This is a genomic window from Paenarthrobacter sp. FR1 (assembly GCF_051106045.1).
GTDB lineage: Bacteria > Actinomycetota > Actinomycetes > Actinomycetales > Micrococcaceae > Arthrobacter > Arthrobacter nitroguajacolicus_A.
Window position 1 is genome coordinate 107,416 of sequence record NZ_JBPFSF010000014.1, and the last position, 19,753, is coordinate 127,168.

Here is a 19,753-nt window from a genome sequence, read left to right on the forward strand (position 1 = left end):
AACATGTCTGAATTTAATGATCAGACGCGCCCTTCCGCGCGTCACCGCGACGAACACGACGCACCGCTGACCAAGTCGCAGGCAGTCCTTAAGAACGCAGCCCGCCAGGGCAAGTCCGGCCACCGCATGTCGGTTGTTGCCGGTGTTGTGGCCGCCGCACTGGGCGTTGCATCCCTCGGCACGGCCGCCAACGCAGCGTTGACCCTCCCCGAGGCGAGCCGCGTCGCAGAGACCCAGGCGAACGCCCGGATCAGCACCAACAAGTCTGCTGAAATCTCCGCCTCCATGAACGCTGCCGCCGAAAAGGGTGCAGCCGACCGGGCCGCTGCAGACAAGGTAGCCGCTGAAAAGGCGGCCGCAGAGAAGGCTGCCGCCGACCAGGCTGCCGCTGAAAAGGCCGCTGCGGAGAAGGCTGCCGCCGACCAGGCTGCCGCTGAAAAGGCCGCCGCTGACGCTGCTGCCAAGCAAGCTGCCGACGCCGCTGCTGCCGCTGCCGCCGCAGAGGCTGCAGCAGCCGCTGCCGCCCCCAAGGCCGTGGACGATCCCGCAGCCGCCAAGGCCTACGCTGCAAGCATCCTGGGCAACTACGGCTGGGGTCCGGGTGAAATGACTGCCCTGAACACGCTGTGGGAGAAGGAGTCCAACTGGAGGACCACTGCCACGAACGCCTCGAGCGGCGCATACGGCATCGTCCAGTCCCTGCCGGCTTCCAAGATGGCCACGGCCGGTGCCGACTGGCAGACCAACTACCAGACCCAGATCAAGTGGGGCCTGAACTACATCAAGGAACGCTACGGATCCCCGTCGGCTGCCCTGGGCTTCCACTTGGCGAACAACTGGTACTAAGCCAAGCTGTTTGATTGCCGCCCCGGCTTCCGCCGTTTGCCTCAGTTCTTACTGGAGCGGATGGCGGGAACCGGGGCGGCTTCTTTCGTTTTCACAGGTGCTCGCCGGGGCTCACAGTAGTGCCACAGCTTCCGCCTAAAGCCCTCATAATCGGTGGCCGCATTCTGGAAACATGACGCTCACAGATCCAGCCACCAGCGCTCTGCCACGGCGGACTCATTCCGCTCGCTTGCGTGGCGGGCCAGCGGCGCTCCAGCAACCACAGCGCCGTCCCGTTGACACCAATGTCATGGTTCCGGTCCTGGACGTCACCCTCCCCGTCTACAACGAAGAAGCCCGCCTGGAACACAGCCTTCGCCAACTGCACGGGCACCTGACGGACTCCTTTCCCCACACATTCCGAATCACCGTGGCGGACAATGCCAGCACCGACAGCACGCTGAGGATCGCCGAACGCCTGGCACGCGAACTCCCTGAACTGTTAGTGGTCCGTTTTCAGGAGCGGGGCCGTGGGAACGCCTTGCGCCGCGTGTGGCAGTCGTCGCCGTCGCCCGTGCTTGCCTACATGGAAGCGGATCTGTCCACTGACCTCTCGGCCTTGGCTCCCCTCGTGGCACCGCTGATCTCCGGCCACTCGGACCTCGCCATCGGCACACGGCTGGCACCGAGCGCCTGCGTCACCCGAAGCCCCCAGCGCGAGTTCATTTCGCGCAGCTACAACTCGTTGCTGCGGACGGTCATGGGGGCGCGCTTCTCCGACGCCCAGTGCGGTTTCAAGGCCATCCGAGCAGACGTGGCCCACCGCCTCCTTCCCTGCACCAGGGACGATGCCTGGTTCTTCGACACCGAACTGCTGGTGATCGCCGAACGTTGCGGTTTGCGCATCCATGAAGTTCCCGTCGACTGGACAGACGACCCCGACTCAAGTGTCGACGTCGTACGAACCGCACTGGCCGACCTGCGCGGCATGGCGCGATTGAAGCGCAACCTGCGCCGCAGTCCCATCAATGAGCTTCGCGCGGAGATGGGCCGGGTTCCTCGCACCGCACGGACTGGCGGCTTCAGTGCGTGGCCGCTTAGCATCTGCACGGTGGTGGCCGCGTATGCGGGGCTGTTCCTGCTGGTGAACCGCTGATTCCGCCAGGAAGCTGAGGCTACGCTTCAGGTTCCGCCTCAAACGCATGCCGCACGGCCGCGATGGAGGCTGCCACGTCCCCGGCGTCAGTGGACCAATTGCTCACTGAGATCCGCAGGATCTCCCGGCCACGCCACGACGATCCGGACATCCACACGGCACCCTCGGCCATCAACCTCTGGGTGACCCTGTGCGTTCGGTCGTCGCTGCCGAAGCTGACGGAGACCTGAGTGAAGACGACGTCGTTAAGGACCTCCACGCCCGGGATCGCGGCAAGGCCCTCAGCCAGAGCTCGGGCATTTGCTGCGAGACGGTCCACCATGGCGATCACACCGTGACGGCCAAGTTGGCGCAGCGCCGCCCACACGGGAATACCGCGGGCGCGCCGGGACAGCTCAGGAACTTTCTCGAACGGGTCCCCCGGCCCGGCATCCGTGGCGATGAAGTAGCTCGTGTGGACGCTGAAAGCCCGCCGGAGGGCCTCCGGACTGGCAACGATGGCCAAGCCGCAGTCGTAGGGAACATTGAGTGTTTTGTGGGCGTCGGTGGCCCAGGAATCGGCGCCCTCCACTCCAGCGATCCGTTCCCGCAACGTTGGGCTGACGGCCGCCCACAAACCAAAAGCGCCGTCCACGTGCACCCAGCCACCGCGGTCATGGGCCACAGCGACAGCTTCCTCCATGGGATCGAACGCGCCGGAATGCAGGTTGCCCGCTTGCAGGCAGACCAATGATGGCCCGGGTTGCTCATCCATGGCAGCAGCCAGGGCATCAGGCAGGATCCGGCCTTGGTCGTCTGCATCAACGGGTACGCAGGCGCCCAGCCCCAGGTACCGGAGGGCCAAGTCAACGGCTGCGTGCCGTTCCCGTCCGGCAAACGTTGTGATGCGGGGAGCACCTGACAGGCCCAGCGACTGAAGGTCCCAGCCAGCCTGGTCCATGAGGTATTGGCGACCAGCGGCCAGTCCCACGAAGTTCGCGGTGGTGGCACCGGTGGTGAAGCCGACGTCGGAGGTTGCGGGAAGGTGCAGCAGGTCAAGAAGCCAGGCGGCGGCGGATTCTTCGATGGCAGCAGCGGCGGGAGTGGCGAAGCGGAGTCCGGTGTTCTGGTCCCATGCCGAGACCAGCCAGTCGGCGGCCATGGCAGCGGGCAGGGTTCCACCCATAACCCACCCATAGAACCGTCCTGACTGGATGGCCATCAAGCCCGGTTCGGCCAGGGTGGCGAGTTCGTCCACCACGTCGGCTGCTTCAGTTGGCCCGTCCGGGAGGATCGATGCCAAGCTCGCGGCCACCTGATCAGCGTCGACCGCGGGACGGACAGGACGGTCGGGAACCGACGCCAGCCAGTCCGTCGCGTGGGCCATGGCCCGCTCCAATGCGGCACTGTACGCCTCCGGCATCGCAGACATGCGCACAGCCTACGCCGGGTTTCCGGCTTGGAACAGTCCGCGCAGGAACGGCTACAGCGTCAGCGTGAGGAGGTGGCCGCCGTCGTCATTCTTCACAGCGGTGACCGTCACCGCGGAGTAGTCCGGGATCCGCCACATGCCATCTTCAAGGTCGCCGGCGTCACCGACCACCACGGTCCGCATTCCGGCGGCGCGCGCCGCGGCGATGCCGGCGGGCGCGTCTTCGAAGACAACGACGTCGGCCGGGTCGACTCCCAGCATTGCGGCCGCTTTGAGGTACCCCTCCGGGTGCGGCTTGCCGAGGGTCACGGCTTCGGAAGTGACGGCCGTAGTGGGCATGGAAAGCCCGGCCGCCTGCATACGGATACCGGCGAGGACATGGTCGGCTGAGGTGACCAGGGCGATGGCTTCGTCCGGTAGCGCTTGCAGCAAGGCTGCGGCGCCGGGCAGCGCAATCACGCCGTCTGTCCGCGTGCGCTCCATGGCGTCCAGCTCAGCAGTCAAAGCCACGACGTCGGCACCCGCCGGAGCGTAACGGCGCACCGTATCGCCGGATCGGACGCCGTGGGAGGTCCGGAGAATCTCCTCAATGTCCAGGCCGTAGCGGCTGGCGAACTCCGACCACACCTGCTCCACGATGGCCGTGGAATCAACCAGTGTGCCGTCCATGTCGAAGAGGACGGCGCGCACCGTCACCACAGTTGATTGGGCTGGTGCGGCGTGCTCGGCAGGATGGCTCATGGTTCCATCCTGCCGCACGCGTACGGGGAAGGGGCCCACTGTTACTTAGCCGTTGGGCCGCTGCGGGAGGTACTGCAAGGCCCATTTGTTGCCGTCGGGGTCCGCGAAATAGACGAAATGACCCCAGTCCTGGACATCGACATCGCTGACGTCCACGCCGTTGGCCTTGAGTTGCTCGTGCGCCTTGTTGATGTCTGCCACCACCACTTGCAGGCTGGGCGCCGTTCCCGGAGGGGCATCACTGAGCCCCTCGCCAATGGCGATGGAACACGCCGAACCCGGAGGGGTCAACTGCACAAAGCGGATGCCGTCCATGGGACGCTCATCGAAATCGGCGTTGAAACCGACCTTGTTGACGTAGAAGTCCTTCGCGCGGTCGACGTCGGACACAGGGACAAATACCAGTTCAAGTTTCCAGTCCATGCGCCACAGGCTAACGGGGTCGTCGGGAAACCGGTAGGGGTGTTTGACTTCGATAGCCTAAGCCGTCCTCTGCGGTCTCCCTTTCCTGAATACGAGGGACATGAGGGAAGCGCAAGCCAGGGCCCCTATGCCGCTGATAACAAGAAACTCGACCAAAGGCGAATGCAAGGCAGTGTCGTCAGTGAACGCACGGACGTGCGAAATGGCGAATCCCATGGCTGCGTCTGGAAAAACCAACTGGGCGGCCGGGGTGCCGTAACAATACAGTGCGCGAGACACTGGTTGGATCGCTCCGATGGCGCCCGGTTTTCGTACCAGAAACCAACAAACCGCAGCAGAGACCCCTGTCCACAAGAGGAACCACAAGATGTTGCCTAGGTTGGAGCCGGCCTCAAATGCCCGATAAGACTCGAAGATGCCGAGACCGGAATACTGCGCGGACGTAACATAAACGGCGAAGGATCCGAGTGCCCACGGAACCAAGGCAGCTCCCAGCAGGACCCACTTACGCACGGCATGTCTCGGCATCGTCGAGTCCTCTCTGGCTACCAGTTACAGGTCTGGGACACGGGCCACATTCCAATCCGACTGCGCCAATTTGGATTTGAGTAACGCTCGTACTCTAAGTCGAAGGTTCCCCATTCTGCCAAGCCCCCGAGGACGTGGCATTCCCACTGCTGCCGCATCGAGGGTGTAAACATCCACCATGAATGCTTTGACTGCAGGAGAGACCACCCGCAGCTCAAGAATTGCCCGGCGTTGAAGATCGCGTCGTACCTTCCCCAACCCGAGAGTTCCATGGAAAGCTGATTCATGCCGTAGTAGCTGTTCCAACGCCATTCTGACCAAGTAAACAACTGCCACCATGCGTAGTAGACCTTCGGGTCGGCGACCACCGGGTATGCGAGACCTGGCGTGTTATGTTCCACGACTTGGGTCACAATATTCCCGGACACCTCATAGTGGGTACTCACAGCGGTGCCATTCGCATCAACTGCCCAAGCGGGAAGGATCATTCCCTGTTCCGACCCGTCAAGACCCTTGATTGAAATAGCACCGCCGTCAGCCAGCTCAAGGACAACCCCCTCATCGGCATCGATTTTGTAGTCGTACCGTGTGGGCGCTTGCGGGCCATTTATGACCGTCAAAGCCCGAACGGCACCATCTTCAAGCGTTTGAATTCCAACATCAGTCTGTCTGGTTGGGTCCGCAAAGACGGTGTACCATCCCCGGCCACCGCCGCATCATCAGCCTGACCGCTCGTCGGCAGTTCCAATGAGAGTTGTAATCCGTCCGAGCCTCCGTCCAGCAATGCAGTGGCATCGCCCCCATCCTTTGAAACTTCTACGGTCGATTCCTTGACATTGGTTGTTACCGAATCGGACGACTCTATGTCGGGTTGCACGGCCACAGCCGAGTCTTGGCCCGCGGAGACCACTGCCTCCTGAATGACGGCGGCCGCCGTCTCAGCAGTTTCCTTACCGGATTCATCATGCTCACTGGCTTGCGCAGCCGCTGGCACCACAAGGGAAATGGCGATGGCCGAAGCACAAGCGAGCGCAGCGAATTGTTTCAATCTCATTCGTCCCCCATCACAATGCGGAGCGGAGGGTCCGCCCACTAGGGAAGTGAGCCAAGGGCACGAATCGTGACGGGAACCACAACGGGGAAGACTTAGTCCGTTATGAGCAGACATGAGTCAAGGAATCCGAATGACGACGGGTACTGCCGGCACTTCACGTCACTGCACCGCGTGAAGCGGCAAGCAAGCAACCTTCCGGCAAGGCGGCATGTGAGCCTACCGCAGTTGCGATAAGCGCACCAAGGCTTGAGAACGAGAAACCGGACCGTGAATGCCTTAACCAGCCACGCCGTAGAGGCGGTCGCCGGCGTCGCCCAGGCCGGGCACGATGTAGGACTTTTCGTTGAGTTTCTCGTCGATCGAGGCCAGGACGATCTTCACGTTGGCGTCAGACAGCTCTTCTTCCAGCTTGGACAGGCCTTCGGGGGCTGCGAGGAGGCAGATGCAGGTTACGTCGGAGGCGCCGCGCTTGAAGAGGAATTTGATGGCCTCGCGCAGGGTGCCGCCGGTGGCGAGCATGGGATCCAGGACAAAGATCTGCCTGCCTGTGAGGTCCTCGGGGAGGCGCTCGGCGTAGGTGATGATGTCCAGCGTCTCTTCGTCGCGGGCCATGCCCAGGAAGCCGACCTCGGCCGTGGGAACCAGCTTGGTCATGCCCTCCAGCATGCCCAGCCCTGCGCGCAGGATGGGGACCACCAGCGGCGTGGGCTTCGTGAAAGCCGTGCCGATGGTCTTGGTGACGGGGGTCTCGATCTCTACTGGCTGGACCTTGACCTCGCGGGTGGCTTCATAAGCCAGCAAGGTGACCAGTTCTTCAGTGAGTTGCCGGAAGACCGGTGAGGGGGTGTTCTTGTCCCGCAGAACGGTGAGCTTGTGAGCGACCAGCGGGTGGTCCACGACGAGTGTGCGCATCCCCCAAAACTATCATTGAGACATGAGCGCCACCGAGCCGTATCACGCAGAACACCTGGCCTGGATGGGCCTTGCCCTGGACGAAGCCCGGTTGGCGTTGAAAACCGACGACGTCCCGATCGGCGCCGTGGTGCTGGGGCCCGACGGCGTCGTGCTGGGTTCCGGACGCAACGAACGGGAGGCGCACGGTGACCCGACCGCCCATGCCGAGGTGGTGGCGATCCGCCAGGCGGCCGCCGCGCTGCAACGGCACGCGCTTGAATTGGGCGAAGGCGGCGACGGTTGGCGGCTCGAGGACTGCACCCTGGTGGTCACCCTGGAGCCGTGCGCCATGTGTGCCGGGGCCATTGTCCTGGCCCGTATTCCCCGCGTCGTTTTCGGCGCGTGGGACGAGAAAGCAGGAGCAGCAGGATCCGTGTTCGATATCCTCCGCGAGCGCCGCCTCAATCACTGGGTAGAGGTCTACGCCGGGGTCCGGGAAGACGAGTGTTCAGCGCTCCTCAAGGACTTCTTCGCCTCACATCGCGCTCCGGCAGGACACGCTCCGGCGGAACACGCTGTAGAGCACCGCCCATCCTGATCCCTTCCTTCACGGGAGCAAGCCATGACAGTTTCGTTCAATCACACCATCGTCTACGCCACGGACAAGCAGCGATCCGCAGAGTTCCTTGCCCGGATCTTCGGTCTCCCGGCACCGAAGCCCATGTGGTCCTTCGTCACGGTGTCCTTCGAGAACGGCGTGACACTGGATTTCCTGGGCGCGGACGGGGACATCACACCGCAGCACTACGCCTTCCTGGTCAGTGAAGAAGAGTTCGACCAGATCTTCCTCAGGATCACCGCAGAACACGTGCCCTACTGGGCCGACCCTGCACGTTCCCGCGGGCAACAGATCAACCACAACGACGGCGGCCGCGGCATCTATTTCACGGACCCCGACGGACATTTCCTGGAGGCGATCACCCGGCCGTACGGTTCGGGCTGATCGTGCCCTACCGCCCTGCCGCCGCGTCCAACGCGTCGATCCGCACCTGACGTGATGCCGGGGAGTCCAGGCTGAACGAACGGAAATCGCCGAGTTCATCGCGGATCCAGGCCTCCACCTCGGCGATCCGTTGGCTCACAGCCGCAGTGGGAGCGTCAAAAGTCCACGCCGCGATCCGTTCCTGACCGGGATCGTATTGCCATAGTCCGATGATCCGCCCACGATCCAGGATGGGGTGGTCCGGCAGGTCGGCCTGAAGTGCCAGCGTGGTGTCCAGGACCTTCTTTCCCTTGTCCCCATCAGCGAACATGTCCCCCGAATTGCGCCTGTGGAGGACCAATGAGTCTGTGCCTGCCAACAGCTGGATTTGTTCGTCACCCGGCTCTTCGAAGTCCGCCAAACGCTCGACGTCGGAAGGCAGCATCCAGAGCACATCTCCACTGGCTGTGGTCACCTCCATGGCACCAATGGAGGCGAGCGCTGCCTTGCTCTGGGCCACCGTAAAGGCAGTGAACCACTGGGTCTGCTTGAACGTCGCTCCCCCGGTCCAGCGCAAGTACCGTTCCAGCAGCAGGCGGCGGGCGCCGTCGTCGTCCATATCGCTGGGCGGCAGGCCCCAATTCGTGTAGGCGTAGCGCTGTTGGTCCAGGCGGCCGTTGACCGGGACGCGACGGATGCGGCCTTCCGCCTGCAGTAGCCCCAGGGCGGTGGGCAGCGTGGTGGAGGCGCCCTTCTTCTTGCCTTCCTCACCCAGGCTGCGGACCGAATCGCCCAGCACGTCCCTGAGTTGTTTGGGGTCCATTGGCTCACTGGACTCTTTGAGGGCGTGTTCCACTTCGCCCTCCAGGAGGGTGATCTCACCACGTTCCACGCCGAGCCGTGCCAGCACCTTGAACGGGGCAATCGCGGCGTCGCGGCCGATCTGGAGAGCCCACGGGTAGTCACTTTGGCCCAGGACATACGTGCATCCGCGGGCGGTCGGGAGTTCGTGGATTCTGAGCGCCCTGACGTCCTTGTCAGCTTGTTCGCGACTGGTTCCTGCCCTGGCGAACAGCGTCAGGTACGGGTTGGCGCCGCCTACGGATCGGGCCCAACCGGCGTGGTCCAAGACTTCCTCTGAGGTTTTGCCTTGGAGCGAACCGTCCAGGCCCTGCTTGTGCCAGGCCCAGGCCCGGAGCCGTTCAGGGGTCAGGGTGTCTGCGGCAGGCGCTATGCTGGTCATGGCCCCATTCTGCACCCGGTTATTAGGGCGAAGCTGTCACGGCTTTCAAAACAATCGCAGCAGTGTTGTCCCAGCCCGAAAGGTTGTCGCGGGCCCGGATGGCGTTTTCATGCCAGGACCCTTGGATTTCGACGTCCGTCAGCCAGCTCCGGAGGGTGTCCGCGAGAGCTTCCCGGATATCCCACACCGCGCCCGCCCCGGTACCGCCCAGCGCCTCCACTGCACCTGTCCCTTGCCGGACAAGGACCGGGACGCCATGTGCCAACGATTCGGTCACCACCATCCCAAAGGACTCGGAGTGCGAAAGCAGGACGCTGAGGTCGGCTTGGTGCCACTGCTCTTCGAGTGAGGTGCCGGTCAGCTCGCCGGTGACACGGATGCGGTTTTGCAGCGCGTGATGTTCGACGGCGGCCCTCACCTCGGCCGCGTACGCCGGGTCAGCTTCCTCCGAACCGATGAGCGCTGCGGTCCAGGGCAGGTCCTTTATCTGGCTCAGGGCCTCTACCAAGTGTGCTTGGTCCTTGTTGGGCAGCAACGCCGCGACAGCAACGATGTGCTTGGGCTGTGAACCCGCGCTGAGGTCTGCTGGTTCGGCGCCGGGGGTGGCCACCGCTATGTCCAGGGAGCCGTGTTTAGCCTGCAATTCAGCGGCGGAGTGGACGCTCGGGCAGATAATCCCGGTCGCGGCCGCCAACGCCTTCGACTCAAGGTCACCGTGCTCCGCCAATGCCATGTGCGAGAGGATCCAGACCTTGGTTCCGGCCTTCACCGCGCCGGCGATCTCCTCCGGAGCCCCACTCGCTACCAGGCCGTCGGCAATCACGGTGGTGCCGCCGTCGAGCGCTTGCGCGAACCGCTGCCGGTCCGCCGGGCTGCCAACCGGCCAGTCGCCGTCGACCGTTACCGTCTCAACGGTGGCGCCGAGGGCCGTCAGGTGCTCGGCGAGTTTGGCGTTGTATTTGTTGCCGCCGGAGCCGTGCCTGACGTTCCCCGGAACCAGGAAGCGGATGTGCACTTACTTGGCCGGAAGCTCCAGCGAGTAGCCGGCCCAGGCGTCGGGGTTCTCGCGGAGGACGACATCGATGCCAGCGAGCGCGGGCCCGTCTTCGGTGTCCTGGATCCGGGTGGCCATGGCGTCTGCGATGTGCTTTGCGAGTGCCTCGGTGGTGGAAAGTTTGCCCTTGAACGCGGGGTGTTCGTCTAGGTTCTTGTAGTTCAGGTCTTCAAGGATTTCTTCGAGAATGCCGCCTGCTGCGCCGATGTCCAGGACGATTGCGTCGTCGTTGAGATCCGGCCGACGGAAGCTGACTTCGGCAACGAACGTGGCCCCGTGGAGACCCTGGGCTGGGCCGAACGCCTCACGGGGAAGGCTGTGGGCGATCATGAAGTGGCGTCGGACGGTCAGGCTGAACATGTATTAATCCTCCGAGTTTGGGTATGCGACCACGTGGCAGAAGCCGCCGGGCTGTTCGAACAACTTGATGAGCGTGGTGGGCAGGTTCTGGAACTGGCATTCGCTGGTCAGGAAAGTGTCGAACAGCGGGTCTTTGAGCTGGTTCGCGGCTTCCTGCAGGCGCTGGGCGTTGGTTCGACGGTGCCTTCTTGGAAGGGCAACGGCGCCCACCTGGCTGGAGCGGATGTTCAGCCGGCGGGCGTGGAAGTCCTCGCCGAGTGGGAGCGTGACTTCCTTGTCCGCGAACCAAGAGAGCTCGATGACGTCCGAATCGTCGCCGGCCAGTTGCAGGCTCAGCTTGAGTCCGTCGTTGGACGCGGAGCAATGGAAGACGATGTCGTTGTCGCTTTTCGCGTCTTCAGGCTCGGCGAATTCGATGCTGAGCATTTCGGCGAGGTTGCGCTTCTCCGGGTCCGCATCCACCAGTTGCAGGCGACCGAGCGGATACTTCCGCAGGAGCGTCGCCAAAACGCCGCCCACCAAGCCACCACCGACGACGGCGACACGGTCACCCAGCCTCGGTCCGGCTTCCCAGAGGGCATTGATGGCGACTTCCACGATGCCCGTGAGCACCGCGCGACGGGCAGGGACATCCTCGGGGATTGCCGTGAGCTGGCTCGTGGGAACGATGTAGAAGTCCTGATGGGGGTGCAGGCTGAAGACTGTTTTGCCTAGCCACTCTTCCGGGCCTTGCTCTACCGTGCCCACACTTAAGTAGCCGTACTTCACCGGGCCAGGGAAGTCACCTTCCTGGTGCGGGGCCTGCATCAGGTCAGCCACGCGTTCCGGGACACGGCCTTCGTGGACCACTCGCTCCGTGCCCCGGCTGACGCCTGAGTACAGGGTCCTGACGAGGGCTTCTCCGGGGCCGGGAGCTTCGATGGTTTCGCGGCGCAGCTCGCCGTTGCCGGTCTCGGTGACCCAGTAGGCCTGGGCTTGGTGTTCTTGCGCGCGCGGAATAGTCATGGTGCTTACGAATCTATCGTTGGGGCGCCGCGGACGGAAGTTGGCTGTGTTAACGGGGCGTTCGGCAACACGCTTCGGGCGCCCGGCGCCGGCCCGTTTTGGGGAACAGGCCCCAACTCCGGTACCCTATTTCAGTTGGTGACGTGTCCGAGCGGCCGAAGGTGCAACACTCGAAATGTTGTTTGGTGTAAAAGCCAACGTGGGTTCAAATCCCACCGTCACCGCCAATGAGAAAGGCCCTGCTTCCTTTGTAAACAAAGGGAGGCAGGGCCTTTCTTCATGTCCCGGGTCCTGTCCAGCGGTAAACGCAGCGGTAACAGAATTTTGCGGCCCTTCACGTCATCAGGCTTCAGAGTTGGGTTCGTCTCTGAAAAACGACTCAGAAGGGCCCAGCGGTCTGCGCTTGGGCGGAAAATCGTAGGAGACATGACCAAGACATTCGGTCGCCCCCCAACCGCGCAAAAGCGGTTATGCTAATCGTTGGATTTATTGTTCTGGTTTGGGGGCAGGCGTGGGGATTGCTTTTGACGACGGCGCAGCCGACGCGCTGATCAGCGCTGCTGACGCGGCTGAGCAGGTTCTTCGGGCCGAAGGCAGCTTCCTGTACGGGGCCGTGGAGCAGGCAGTGCAGGACTTCAAGGGCGGCTACGCGCGCTTGTTCGAGGACGCCTGCGGCATCAGGTCCGATGATCGCGGCAAGCTCTCAGGTGTCCTCGCGGTTCTGGCCGAGGACGTCGGCGAGGCCAAGCACAGGGCCCAGCAAGAGAAAGCCCGGCAAAAGAACATGGACGCCTGGCAGCAACGCGACAATATCCGCAAACAGCAATTGCTCTCCGGTGACATTGTGGAAGCATCCGCGACAGTCGCCACCATGATCCTTGACCCGATGCCCGAGAGCACACCGGTCCCGGCACCGGCTGTTTCAGCGGTGTTTTCTCCGCGGAATCGGCCCCGGTTCGCCGGCGGGCCGGGAACCGGAACCACCTCAGCTGACCCAGGCAAACTGCGCGGCTTCGCGTCAGTGTCCCGGACCGCCACGAACACCCTGAACTCACACTTCAGCAGCGTCAAAACCGCCTGGAGCGCATTCACAGCATCGTGCTCCTGGGTGAACATCGAGGCTGAGTCTTTTCTTGCTGGTTTTGAGCGGCTCCTCGCCGAGAACGCAGCAGATGCCGATTGGATAGAGCAGGTCGCCACCGCATTCGAAACAGCAGGGGCCGGCGCCGTAGCCGACAGCATGCTCAACGCGCTTTTCATCCAGTACGCAGCACCAAACCAAGTCGGCTTGAACGACATCGCGGGCCTGAACGCCGCGCAACTGACAACCTGGCTCGCCGTACCTACAAACAAAGCACGGCTCCAGGGACTCCTGCAGAACCAGGAATACAACCCTGCCGTGACCGCAGCATGGTGGACCAGCCTCGGCCACACAGTAGATGCCGGCACCGGCAAAGTTACCGTCGGCGAAACCCAGCAACTCCTCATCAATACGTTCCCGGCGATCATCGGAAATCTTCAAGGGGTTTCCTACACTGCAAGAAATCAGGCCAACCAACTGGTACTGACGCAGATGCTGAAAGAATTCGACGTCTACGTGCGCGAGACAGCCAAGGGAACTCGCCCGACTCCACCCGCATGGCTGAATACGCCGGGTTACCTCGACCGCCTCAGAGGAGTCAAGAGTGCGATGGAGCCCGGCCGCAGTGGAATTGAGAAGCAACTGATCAGCCTCAATCTGGATCAGCCCGGCGCTGCCATCAGTGTGGGAGATCTCGACGCAGCCAAAGTCACCACTTACCAAGTCCCGGGAGTCGACACGAAGGTGGCAACGAGCATGCCGGATCTAGTCCGGGCCGCCGATGGCCAATACGGAGAGCAATACCGCATTGCCGAGCTGAGTTCGACCACGGCAGGAAACCCTCCGCGGTTGGCAGTGGTGGGATGGCTAGCTTTCGAACCGGCCCCGGCGGCTGGTGTCTTCGACGATGGCAATGCCCGGACAGGCGGGTCGTTCCTGAGCAAGGACATCAACACTCTCGCGGCCGTTCAGAACAGTTTGGGAAACACAGCCAGCAACAACATTTCAGCTCTGTCTTACGGAACGCTGACGGCCCAGGCCGCGGCCGTTGAAGGTGTGGCCGTAGACAGCGTCAACCTCAATGCTGATATCGGCGTACTGAAGGGTGTAGCAGGCGTGCAGGACTTCCATTTGAACCCGGGCGCCGACGTGTACCAAACCAAATTCACCGTGGACAATATCTCCGAAATTGGAAATGCGAGCAGGCAACGTATTCAGGGCTTCCACACCCAGACGTTTCAGGCTCCTCCAGGTGGACCATCGTTCACGGTGCCCATACCCGGGTACGGAGCGACACAGCTTGGAGCAGACGGAACCGGAACAACCGAAGGCCAAGCGTCAGCATTACCAACCGAAAACCACGGCTGGCTCCAGGCAGAAGGCAAACTTGGATACGCTTCCGTAGGCACCGAGTCCAGCCTTAATCAAGCGAATGTCTCGCTCGGCCTAACAGATAGACTGACCAACTCGGGCAAGCCTGTGGTGCCTCACTAATGAAGGAGACACAATTGCTGAACCGACAAAGACTAACGGCAACTGTTTTCACCGCCGTCATGGTCCTTCTGCTCGTATCCGGATGCTTCTCCACACCACAGAGCAATGGTGAAACGGCAAACCCCTCACCCTCAGAATCGACTTCAACGAGCAATCTTCCCAGCAGCGGAGCAGGAACAACGATGACGCCAGAAGCAGCCAGTAGCGAATTATTCGGACTCCTCGACGAGATCCAAGCGATGGCACCGGGCGATTGGACCAATAAGGATGTTCCGGCAGGTGGCTACTGCAACTTCCAGGGAACCGGAAGCGGCAAAGAATTCGGCGGATCCAGGACCAGAGGCCCCCTTAGCGTCACGGACCGCGAGGTGCTCAGGCAAAAAGTCGAGGAATTTTACAAGTCCCGCGGGTACGATGTGAAGGTCTTTGATCAATCAACGGCCACGAACAAGCTCATCATAACCAACGGCTTCGGGCCCGATGGACTGGTTCTCCAGGTTTATACCGGCGATCTCGGCACTACCGTCGCTGGCAATAGCCGTTGCGTTCCTGATCCGCAGGGCAAGGGATAGTCCCGCCGTTTGCCGGTGCGCGGACCATGGGACTGTGTGCCTCGCCGAACGAGAGATCCTTAGGCAAGGCAGCCAGAGTTCGAGGCGGTTGACTCGTGAAGTTATTGTGGCGGGTCTTTCCGAACGACTAGGCCTTCGTCCCCGGGGAGTACTTTGCCCTGATCCGCTCGGCCTGATCCTCAACGTTGAGCTCCCAAGCGTCTCCCGGCGAGCAGGGGGCAGTGGCACCAACGCTGTAGGACTTGTCGGATGCATCAGTATCGAACTCAGCCCGAAGTACGGGACCGCCCTCTGCGAAGACGGTCGGGTGTGTCGTTGGGTTCACGGTGCGTACGGTCATGCCCAGGGATTTCCAATACTCGGCTACGCGTTTGGCGTCTTCAACATGGTTAGTTCCTTGGGGTGCCCAGCGGTCGTAACCATAGCTGGCGCCCTCCTCGCCCGACCCTAGGGAGCACTCCTGCGCCCCCGCGACACCGTTGCGGGGCCACCAACCGGTGACTTCGAGCTGCTTGGTGGTGTTGATGACGAGTTCGACCGCCCGGTCCCGTCCTTCTCTGGCACTGATGGTCTTTTCCGGCGTCGCCTTGTCTGACATTGTCGTGCTTGGTTCCTTCTCAGCGCATGCGGTTATTGTCATTCCCATCAAGAGCAAAGCCGTCGCGGCCGTGAGAATCCTTATATGCGTCTTAGCCGCTGGCATTCGACATTCCTTCCAGTAGGCCCTTTTGCAGATCAGTCGGCCCTAACGGGACATACGGGGTGATCTTCTCGGTTTCTCCCCCGATTGCCCAGGCAACGTTTTTTAGAAACTCTGTACGCTCGTCAAAGTAGCCGGCCTGTTCGCCGCCATCAGGCATGAGACCGTTGTGGTCGGTCACGGCCCGCCCGGCGTCGCAGCCGGTATCAGGGCCGAAAGCGTGGGAATTAAACTCAGGTTCGATCGGGTTCACGTGGTGGTCACGGCTCCCTTCCCGGCCAGTCCAGGCCCACTGGTCCCCGCTTTCGGTTTCGCCGGGTATCTTGTCGCGCGCATGACCGGGGTATACGTGTCCTGCGTTAAGGTCAGCGGCGGTATGGACATTATCGGGCAGCCCTGCCGAGCCGAGCGTGACAAAGTTATCCACCTCGAAACCCGGCCGCGTCAGGGCCACCGCGGCAGTGGTACTCCCGTACGAGTGAGCCACAATATTGAGTTGCGGCGCGCCCTCACCGCGGACTGCAGACAGCGATCTCCCGGCCCATCACGTCACCGATGGCCGACACAGGGACGCTTACCAGAGCGAGGCCCTGCCACGGGGCGGGCAACAAGAGGAGCAGCCCCACTTCCAGCACGATCAACACTCCCCCCTCTGATGCCCGCCCGTCAGCGAGGGTCGAAGCGCCGACCTTCCGCCTTTGTCGGCATCAACGCCAGGACGAAAACAATCAGACCGCCAACGAGTGGAACAAGCCCAACGAGTGCGAGCGGACCTGCCAGATTTGCATCATGCAGTCGGCGCCACAGCAACGACAGCTGAGGCACTAACAGGGCCAGCCCTAGAACAACGACGAGAATGAATCCAACTACCATCAGACTGCCAGTCGGGGCGTTCACAACCCCAGGAGGGGCCTCATAGAACACTTCTTGCCCGGTGGCCGGATCGAAACCCATGGACTGCACATTAGGGTTCTGCTGAGCCCAGGCAATACTGGCCACGAGCCCGACCGTTGTCACGAGGTACGGGACCACCATCACCAGGAAAACGAAAAGCTGACTCCACCAGAACTCACTCCGCGAGGCGCGACCCGCGAACTTCGCATACTTGGCAAAGAACCGCTTCACCGACTTACCAAACGACGCTCCATATAGAGGACCATCCAGCACGCCCGAACCTGTAATCTCCGCAACGCCTCCGCCTGCAGGATCAACAACCTTCATATCCATCTGTCTTCATGTCCTTCCAGAAATTGTTTACAGAAACCAACAAACAAGTATCTTCCAGACGCAAATGTTCTGCGCCGCAATAATCTCATCCGGAGAAGATAATACGAATGAGCAGAACGAATAGACCACTGGTCAGAATTGGAAACCCCACGCATTTCCAGAACCGCCCGCGTCCTCAGTTAGACACGTCTTGACCCGAGCTATCGCAACATCCCGTCATTCGTCAGGGCAAGCCTCCCGACCCTCGAAGACTGATGCTCGGCAGTGTTCTACTCACCTAAAATATCCACTTTCATCCAGCACTATCACGGCTAGAAACACCTGGAAGGAAATACACACCAGAATGGTAGCTGGGCCCGAAATACGAGCCAGCGCACGCGCCTCGCCACGAGAACGATGCGTCCCCAATATCCGTTCAGAAATCCAAAACAGGAGTATACCCACTGCGGACAGTAGTAGAAGTAAAAGTGCAGGAATCGACCCGCCGTGATAAGTTATCTCGGCACTTAACGGAGTACTCATGAAAACGAATGTGGTAATACCAAGACTCACCAAGATGCCAAATAGACAAATGACATCCAAGTAGCTACTTATCTTTTTTTCCAATCAAATGCTTTCTTCTGGCACTGAACACAAACCACAGTCACCAGCTAAACGCTAACGCTCTTCTCCGGCAGTCAGTGTCAGTCCAACCAATAGACCGAGAGGGCAGCCCGTCCACAGCGCACCGCCCGTCAAGCCAATCACCGGGATAACGCTGGAAAGAGCCGCGAAGGCTAAGCTGCCCAAGATGATGGTGGCACCAAACGACAGTGTGGCGGCGAAGTTGGATTTCCAATACGTTACACATCCAATGCCAATGGCGCTGGCAATAAGGACAATAGTGTTGGCAATCCATACGGATATTCCAAACTCTTCAGTCCTATTTACGCACAGAACCAACATGAGAATTCCCGGTATAACGACCCCGGACCAGTAATACCATTCCGGAGCGGCTCGTGTGCTGGGGATTACCTTTTTTTCGCTTTCATTCATCATTTATTTCGTCCACATTTCATCGGTGTAAAAATTTGCACCGCTTCCTATTAGTCCATTAGCAGTCTCGGTCATCACGGTGCTCTTGGTAAAGTATCCCGCCGGGGAAGGTGTGCTGGGTCCGATAAGATCCCCGTAGCCCTGTGGAATTTTGCCACGAATTGCGGACAAGGTGGAGGTCCCTGTGCCCGCCATGACGGACGACACCCCGGACTTAATCGGGTCGAAGGCTTCACCATTCACACCACTCTTCACGACTTCTCCCGCGAATCCAGCCCCGATATTGATGCCCAATGTCGAACCAAACTGGAGGCCCTTGTTAGCAGCGTGTCCAGCCGCGGGGCTCAGTGCCCCGCTGATGACACCCGTGGCGGCGCCTCCAACTGCGCTACCCAACAGTCCTTGGGCTGTCCAGGGGCCACCGTTCTGAAAGCGTTCACGGACATAATCTACGCTCCCGGCTGCGCCTCCTGATGCACCACTGCCGACCATGTCTTTCAACAAATTTGCGCCGAACCTCCGTGCAATGACGGAGGCATTGCCAGTCGCACGAGTTATCGTCGAAGTCGCGACATTTGAAGCCATACTCCGCGCAGCCTGGCCCGCCACCACTCTTCCAACAACCAGTGAAGCAGACTTAGCAACGATCATTCCCGCGCCACCGCCGACCACACCCATAACACCGCTGCCAATGGCTTGCCCCCAATTGACCTGGCCGGTGGTTGCTTTTTGGATGACGACGTCGGCGCCGAAGCTCATCAATCCCATGCCCGCGAGTTGGCCGCCGGGGACGAACATCAACACGGCCCCGCCCACCACAGCAGCACCACCGACGACGTATTCCCAGTTGTCTCCGAGCCAGTCTCCTGCCGCGGCGAGGGCGCCGCGGGAGGAGCCGTCGTAGGCTTTCAGGTCAGCGTCGGTCAGGGGCCGCAGGCCGGTGGGGTCGGTGGTGTTGAGGGGGTTGTTTCCGGCGTAGGAGTAGGGGTTTCCGTCCCAGCCCGCGCCCAGGACGGGGGCGAGGGGGTCGGTGGAAAGGAAGCCCCGGGTGGCCGGGTCGTAGGCCCTGGCGCCGAGCCATTCGAGTCCGGCGATGTCGATCCCGCCACCTGCGGTCAGGGTGATCCCGGCTGGCAACACACCACCGGCACCCAAACCCGCACCAGCACCGGCACCGGCACCGGCACCGGCCAGCCCGGCACCGTTTGTTGTGGTGGTTCCGGGGGTGGGGTGAGGGGTGGTGGGAATGCCGAGGACCGCCCAGGGGTCGTGCTGGTCGGTCGGGCGGGCGGCACGCCACCCGGGCGCGGTCCACGCGTCGCCGATGCCGGTGAGACCGCCGGGCAAGGAGACCACCTGGGTGGTGTTGGCACCGGCCAAGATCGGCACGGGTGCGGCGGTGTCCCACCACAACGTCGCCCCGTCCACGGTGGCGAGTTCCCCGATCGCGTCGACGTGGAGCCGGTGCCGGGATACCTCGGCCCCGTCCCGATCCTTTTCGATGGTGCCGGTGAGGTAGCCGGTGGGTCCCCAGGCGTATTCGGTCCAGGACCCGCCCGGGTCGATCACCCGGACCCGCCGCCCCAGCCCGTCATACACGTACTCGGTGACCGAACCGTCAGGGTCGGTGACAGTATGGAGTTGGCCTGCGGCGTCGTACGTGTAGGTGCGTGCCCCGTGCGGGGTGGTTTCGCGGAGCAGCCGGCCACCGGCGTCGTACTCCCACCCCACTACCTTGGGGGTGGTTCCTGTTTCTGTGGTGGTGGTGGCGGAGGTCAGTTGCCCGGCGGTGTCGTACGCGTACCGGGTCGTGGCCCCGTTCCGGGCCAGACCGGTGATCCGTCCGCCGTCCTCACGACCGATCAGGGTCACCTCCGTGGCATCCGGGGTATCGGTGTGGGTGCGGGTGTGCTCTGCAAGGTTCCCTCCCCGGTACACCCATTCCTGGGTGTACTGGCCCGCGGTCGC

Annotated in this window: 20 protein-coding genes and 1 tRNA gene; 7 read left to right on the top strand and 14 right to left on the bottom strand. The window is 62.0% G+C overall.

Annotated elements, in window-relative coordinates; translation table 11 throughout:
* Nucleotides 1-3 precede the first annotated feature (3 nt).
* Together ACR30Z_RS21055 and ACR30Z_RS21060 are read left to right on the top strand one after the other, a co-directional pair.
* Complete coding sequence (locus ACR30Z_RS21055) at nt 4-846, top strand: hypothetical protein (RefSeq protein WP_144651640.1); 843 nt, start codon at nt 4-6, stop codon at nt 844-846.
* Nucleotides 847-1,018: 172 nt separating this feature from the next.
* Nucleotides 1,019-1,981, top strand: coding sequence for a dolichyl-phosphate beta-glucosyltransferase (locus tag ACR30Z_RS21060; RefSeq protein WP_144651638.1), 963 nt, complete (start codon nt 1,019-1,021; stop codon nt 1,979-1,981).
* 19 nt (nt 1,982-2,000) lie between these two features.
* On the opposite strand, the gene ACR30Z_RS21065 is transcribed toward ACR30Z_RS21060, so the two are convergent.
* The 5 genes from ACR30Z_RS21065 to upp all read right to left on the bottom strand — a co-directional run bounded on the left by ACR30Z_RS21065 (nt 2,001) and on the right by upp (nt 7,050).
* Nucleotides 2,001-3,392, bottom strand: coding sequence for a pyridoxal phosphate-dependent decarboxylase family protein (locus ACR30Z_RS21065; protein ID WP_434374495.1), 1,392 nt, complete (start codon nt 3,390-3,392; stop codon nt 2,001-2,003).
* A gap of 51 nt (nt 3,393-3,443) precedes the next feature.
* Complete coding sequence (locus ACR30Z_RS21070) at nt 3,444-4,133, bottom strand: HAD-IA family hydrolase (RefSeq protein WP_434374496.1); 690 nt, start codon at nt 4,131-4,133, stop codon at nt 3,444-3,446.
* A gap of 45 nt (nt 4,134-4,178) precedes the next feature.
* Complete coding sequence (locus tag ACR30Z_RS21075; RefSeq protein WP_144651632.1) at nt 4,179-4,556, bottom strand: VOC family protein; 378 nt, start codon at nt 4,554-4,556, stop codon at nt 4,179-4,181.
* A 1,144-nt stretch (nt 4,557-5,700) separates the two neighbouring features.
* Nucleotides 5,701-6,138, bottom strand: coding sequence for a hypothetical protein (locus ACR30Z_RS21080; RefSeq protein ID WP_434374497.1), 438 nt, complete (start codon nt 6,136-6,138; stop codon nt 5,701-5,703).
* Between the two features lie 276 nt (nt 6,139-6,414).
* Nucleotides 6,415-7,050: a uracil phosphoribosyltransferase gene (gene upp / locus ACR30Z_RS21085; protein ID WP_018777973.1), complete on the bottom strand. Its 636-nt coding sequence runs from the start codon at nt 7,048-7,050 to the stop codon at nt 6,415-6,417.
* A 22-nt stretch (nt 7,051-7,072) separates the two neighbouring features.
* On the opposite strand from upp, the gene ACR30Z_RS21090 reads away from it, so the two are divergent.
* Both ACR30Z_RS21090 and ACR30Z_RS21095 read left to right on the top strand, forming a co-directional pair.
* Nucleotides 7,073-7,630 (top strand): nucleoside deaminase, encoded by a 558-nt coding sequence (locus tag ACR30Z_RS21090; RefSeq protein ID WP_144651629.1) that lies wholly within the window; start codon nt 7,073-7,075, stop codon nt 7,628-7,630.
* A 24-nt stretch (nt 7,631-7,654) separates the two neighbouring features.
* The gene (locus ACR30Z_RS21095) at nt 7,655-8,035 is read left to right on the top strand and encodes a VOC family protein (RefSeq protein WP_144651627.1); all 381 of its coding nucleotides are present in this window, start codon (nt 7,655-7,657) and stop codon (nt 8,033-8,035) included.
* 7 nt (nt 8,036-8,042) lie between these two features.
* On the opposite strand, the gene ACR30Z_RS21100 is transcribed toward ACR30Z_RS21095, so the two are convergent.
* From ACR30Z_RS21100 to ACR30Z_RS21115, 4 genes are read right to left on the bottom strand one after another with little or no spacing between them, the layout of a single operon-like run.
* A complete protein-coding gene (locus ACR30Z_RS21100; RefSeq protein WP_434374498.1) occupies nt 8,043-9,257 on the bottom strand; it encodes a DNA glycosylase AlkZ-like family protein in 1,215 nt (404 codons plus the stop codon).
* 22 nt (nt 9,258-9,279) lie between these two features.
* Nucleotides 9,280-10,272, bottom strand: a complete 993-nt coding sequence (locus ACR30Z_RS21105; RefSeq protein WP_208760013.1) for a glycosyltransferase family 4 protein — start codon at nt 10,270-10,272, stop codon at nt 9,280-9,282.
* The gene (locus tag ACR30Z_RS21110; RefSeq protein WP_144651623.1) at nt 10,273-10,671 is read right to left on the bottom strand and encodes a 6-pyruvoyl trahydropterin synthase family protein; all 399 of its coding nucleotides are present in this window, start codon (nt 10,669-10,671) and stop codon (nt 10,273-10,275) included. It lies immediately after the preceding gene.
* 3 nt (nt 10,672-10,674) lie between these two features.
* Entirely contained in the window at nt 10,675-11,676 is a 1,002-nt protein-coding gene (locus ACR30Z_RS21115; protein ID WP_434374499.1) for a dehydrogenase, read from the bottom strand.
* Between the two features lie 137 nt (nt 11,677-11,813).
* Between ACR30Z_RS21115 and ACR30Z_RS21120 the strand changes: the two genes are divergently transcribed.
* From ACR30Z_RS21120 to ACR30Z_RS21130, 3 genes are all read left to right on the top strand, one after another.
* A tRNA-Ser gene (locus tag ACR30Z_RS21120) sits at nt 11,814-11,903 on the top strand.
* A 284-nt stretch (nt 11,904-12,187) separates the two neighbouring features.
* On the top strand, nt 12,188-14,251 hold the full coding sequence (locus tag ACR30Z_RS21125; protein ID WP_434374500.1) for an alpha/beta hydrolase: 2,064 nt from the start codon (nt 12,188-12,190) through the stop codon (nt 14,249-14,251).
* On the top strand, nt 14,251-14,823 hold the full coding sequence (locus ACR30Z_RS21130; protein WP_144651617.1) for a hypothetical protein: 573 nt from the start codon (nt 14,251-14,253) through the stop codon (nt 14,821-14,823). The genes ACR30Z_RS21125 and ACR30Z_RS21130 overlap by 1 nt, the downstream gene beginning before the upstream one ends.
* A gap of 127 nt (nt 14,824-14,950) precedes the next feature.
* Here the strand turns inward: ACR30Z_RS21130 and ACR30Z_RS21135 are convergent, their stop codons facing one another.
* From ACR30Z_RS21135 to ACR30Z_RS21155, 5 genes are all read right to left on the bottom strand, one after another.
* Nucleotides 14,951-15,421, bottom strand: coding sequence for a hypothetical protein (locus ACR30Z_RS21135; RefSeq protein ID WP_434374501.1), 471 nt, complete (start codon nt 15,419-15,421; stop codon nt 14,951-14,953).
* Nucleotides 15,422-15,512: 91 nt separating this feature from the next.
* Nucleotides 15,513-16,052 (bottom strand): alpha/beta hydrolase, encoded by a 540-nt coding sequence (locus ACR30Z_RS21140; protein ID WP_434374507.1) that lies wholly within the window; start codon nt 16,050-16,052, stop codon nt 15,513-15,515.
* 137 nt (nt 16,053-16,189) lie between these two features.
* Nucleotides 16,190-16,750: a DUF805 domain-containing protein gene (locus ACR30Z_RS21145; protein ID WP_434374502.1), complete on the bottom strand. Its 561-nt coding sequence runs from the start codon at nt 16,748-16,750 to the stop codon at nt 16,190-16,192.
* Nucleotides 16,751-17,407: 657 nt separating this feature from the next.
* Complete coding sequence (locus ACR30Z_RS21150; protein ID WP_434374503.1) at nt 17,408-17,788, bottom strand: hypothetical protein; 381 nt, start codon at nt 17,786-17,788, stop codon at nt 17,408-17,410.
* A partial coding sequence (locus tag ACR30Z_RS21155) for an RHS repeat-associated core domain-containing protein (protein ID WP_434374504.1) occupies nt 17,789-19,753 on the bottom strand: 1,965 nt, incomplete at its 5' end. It abuts the gene before it with no gap.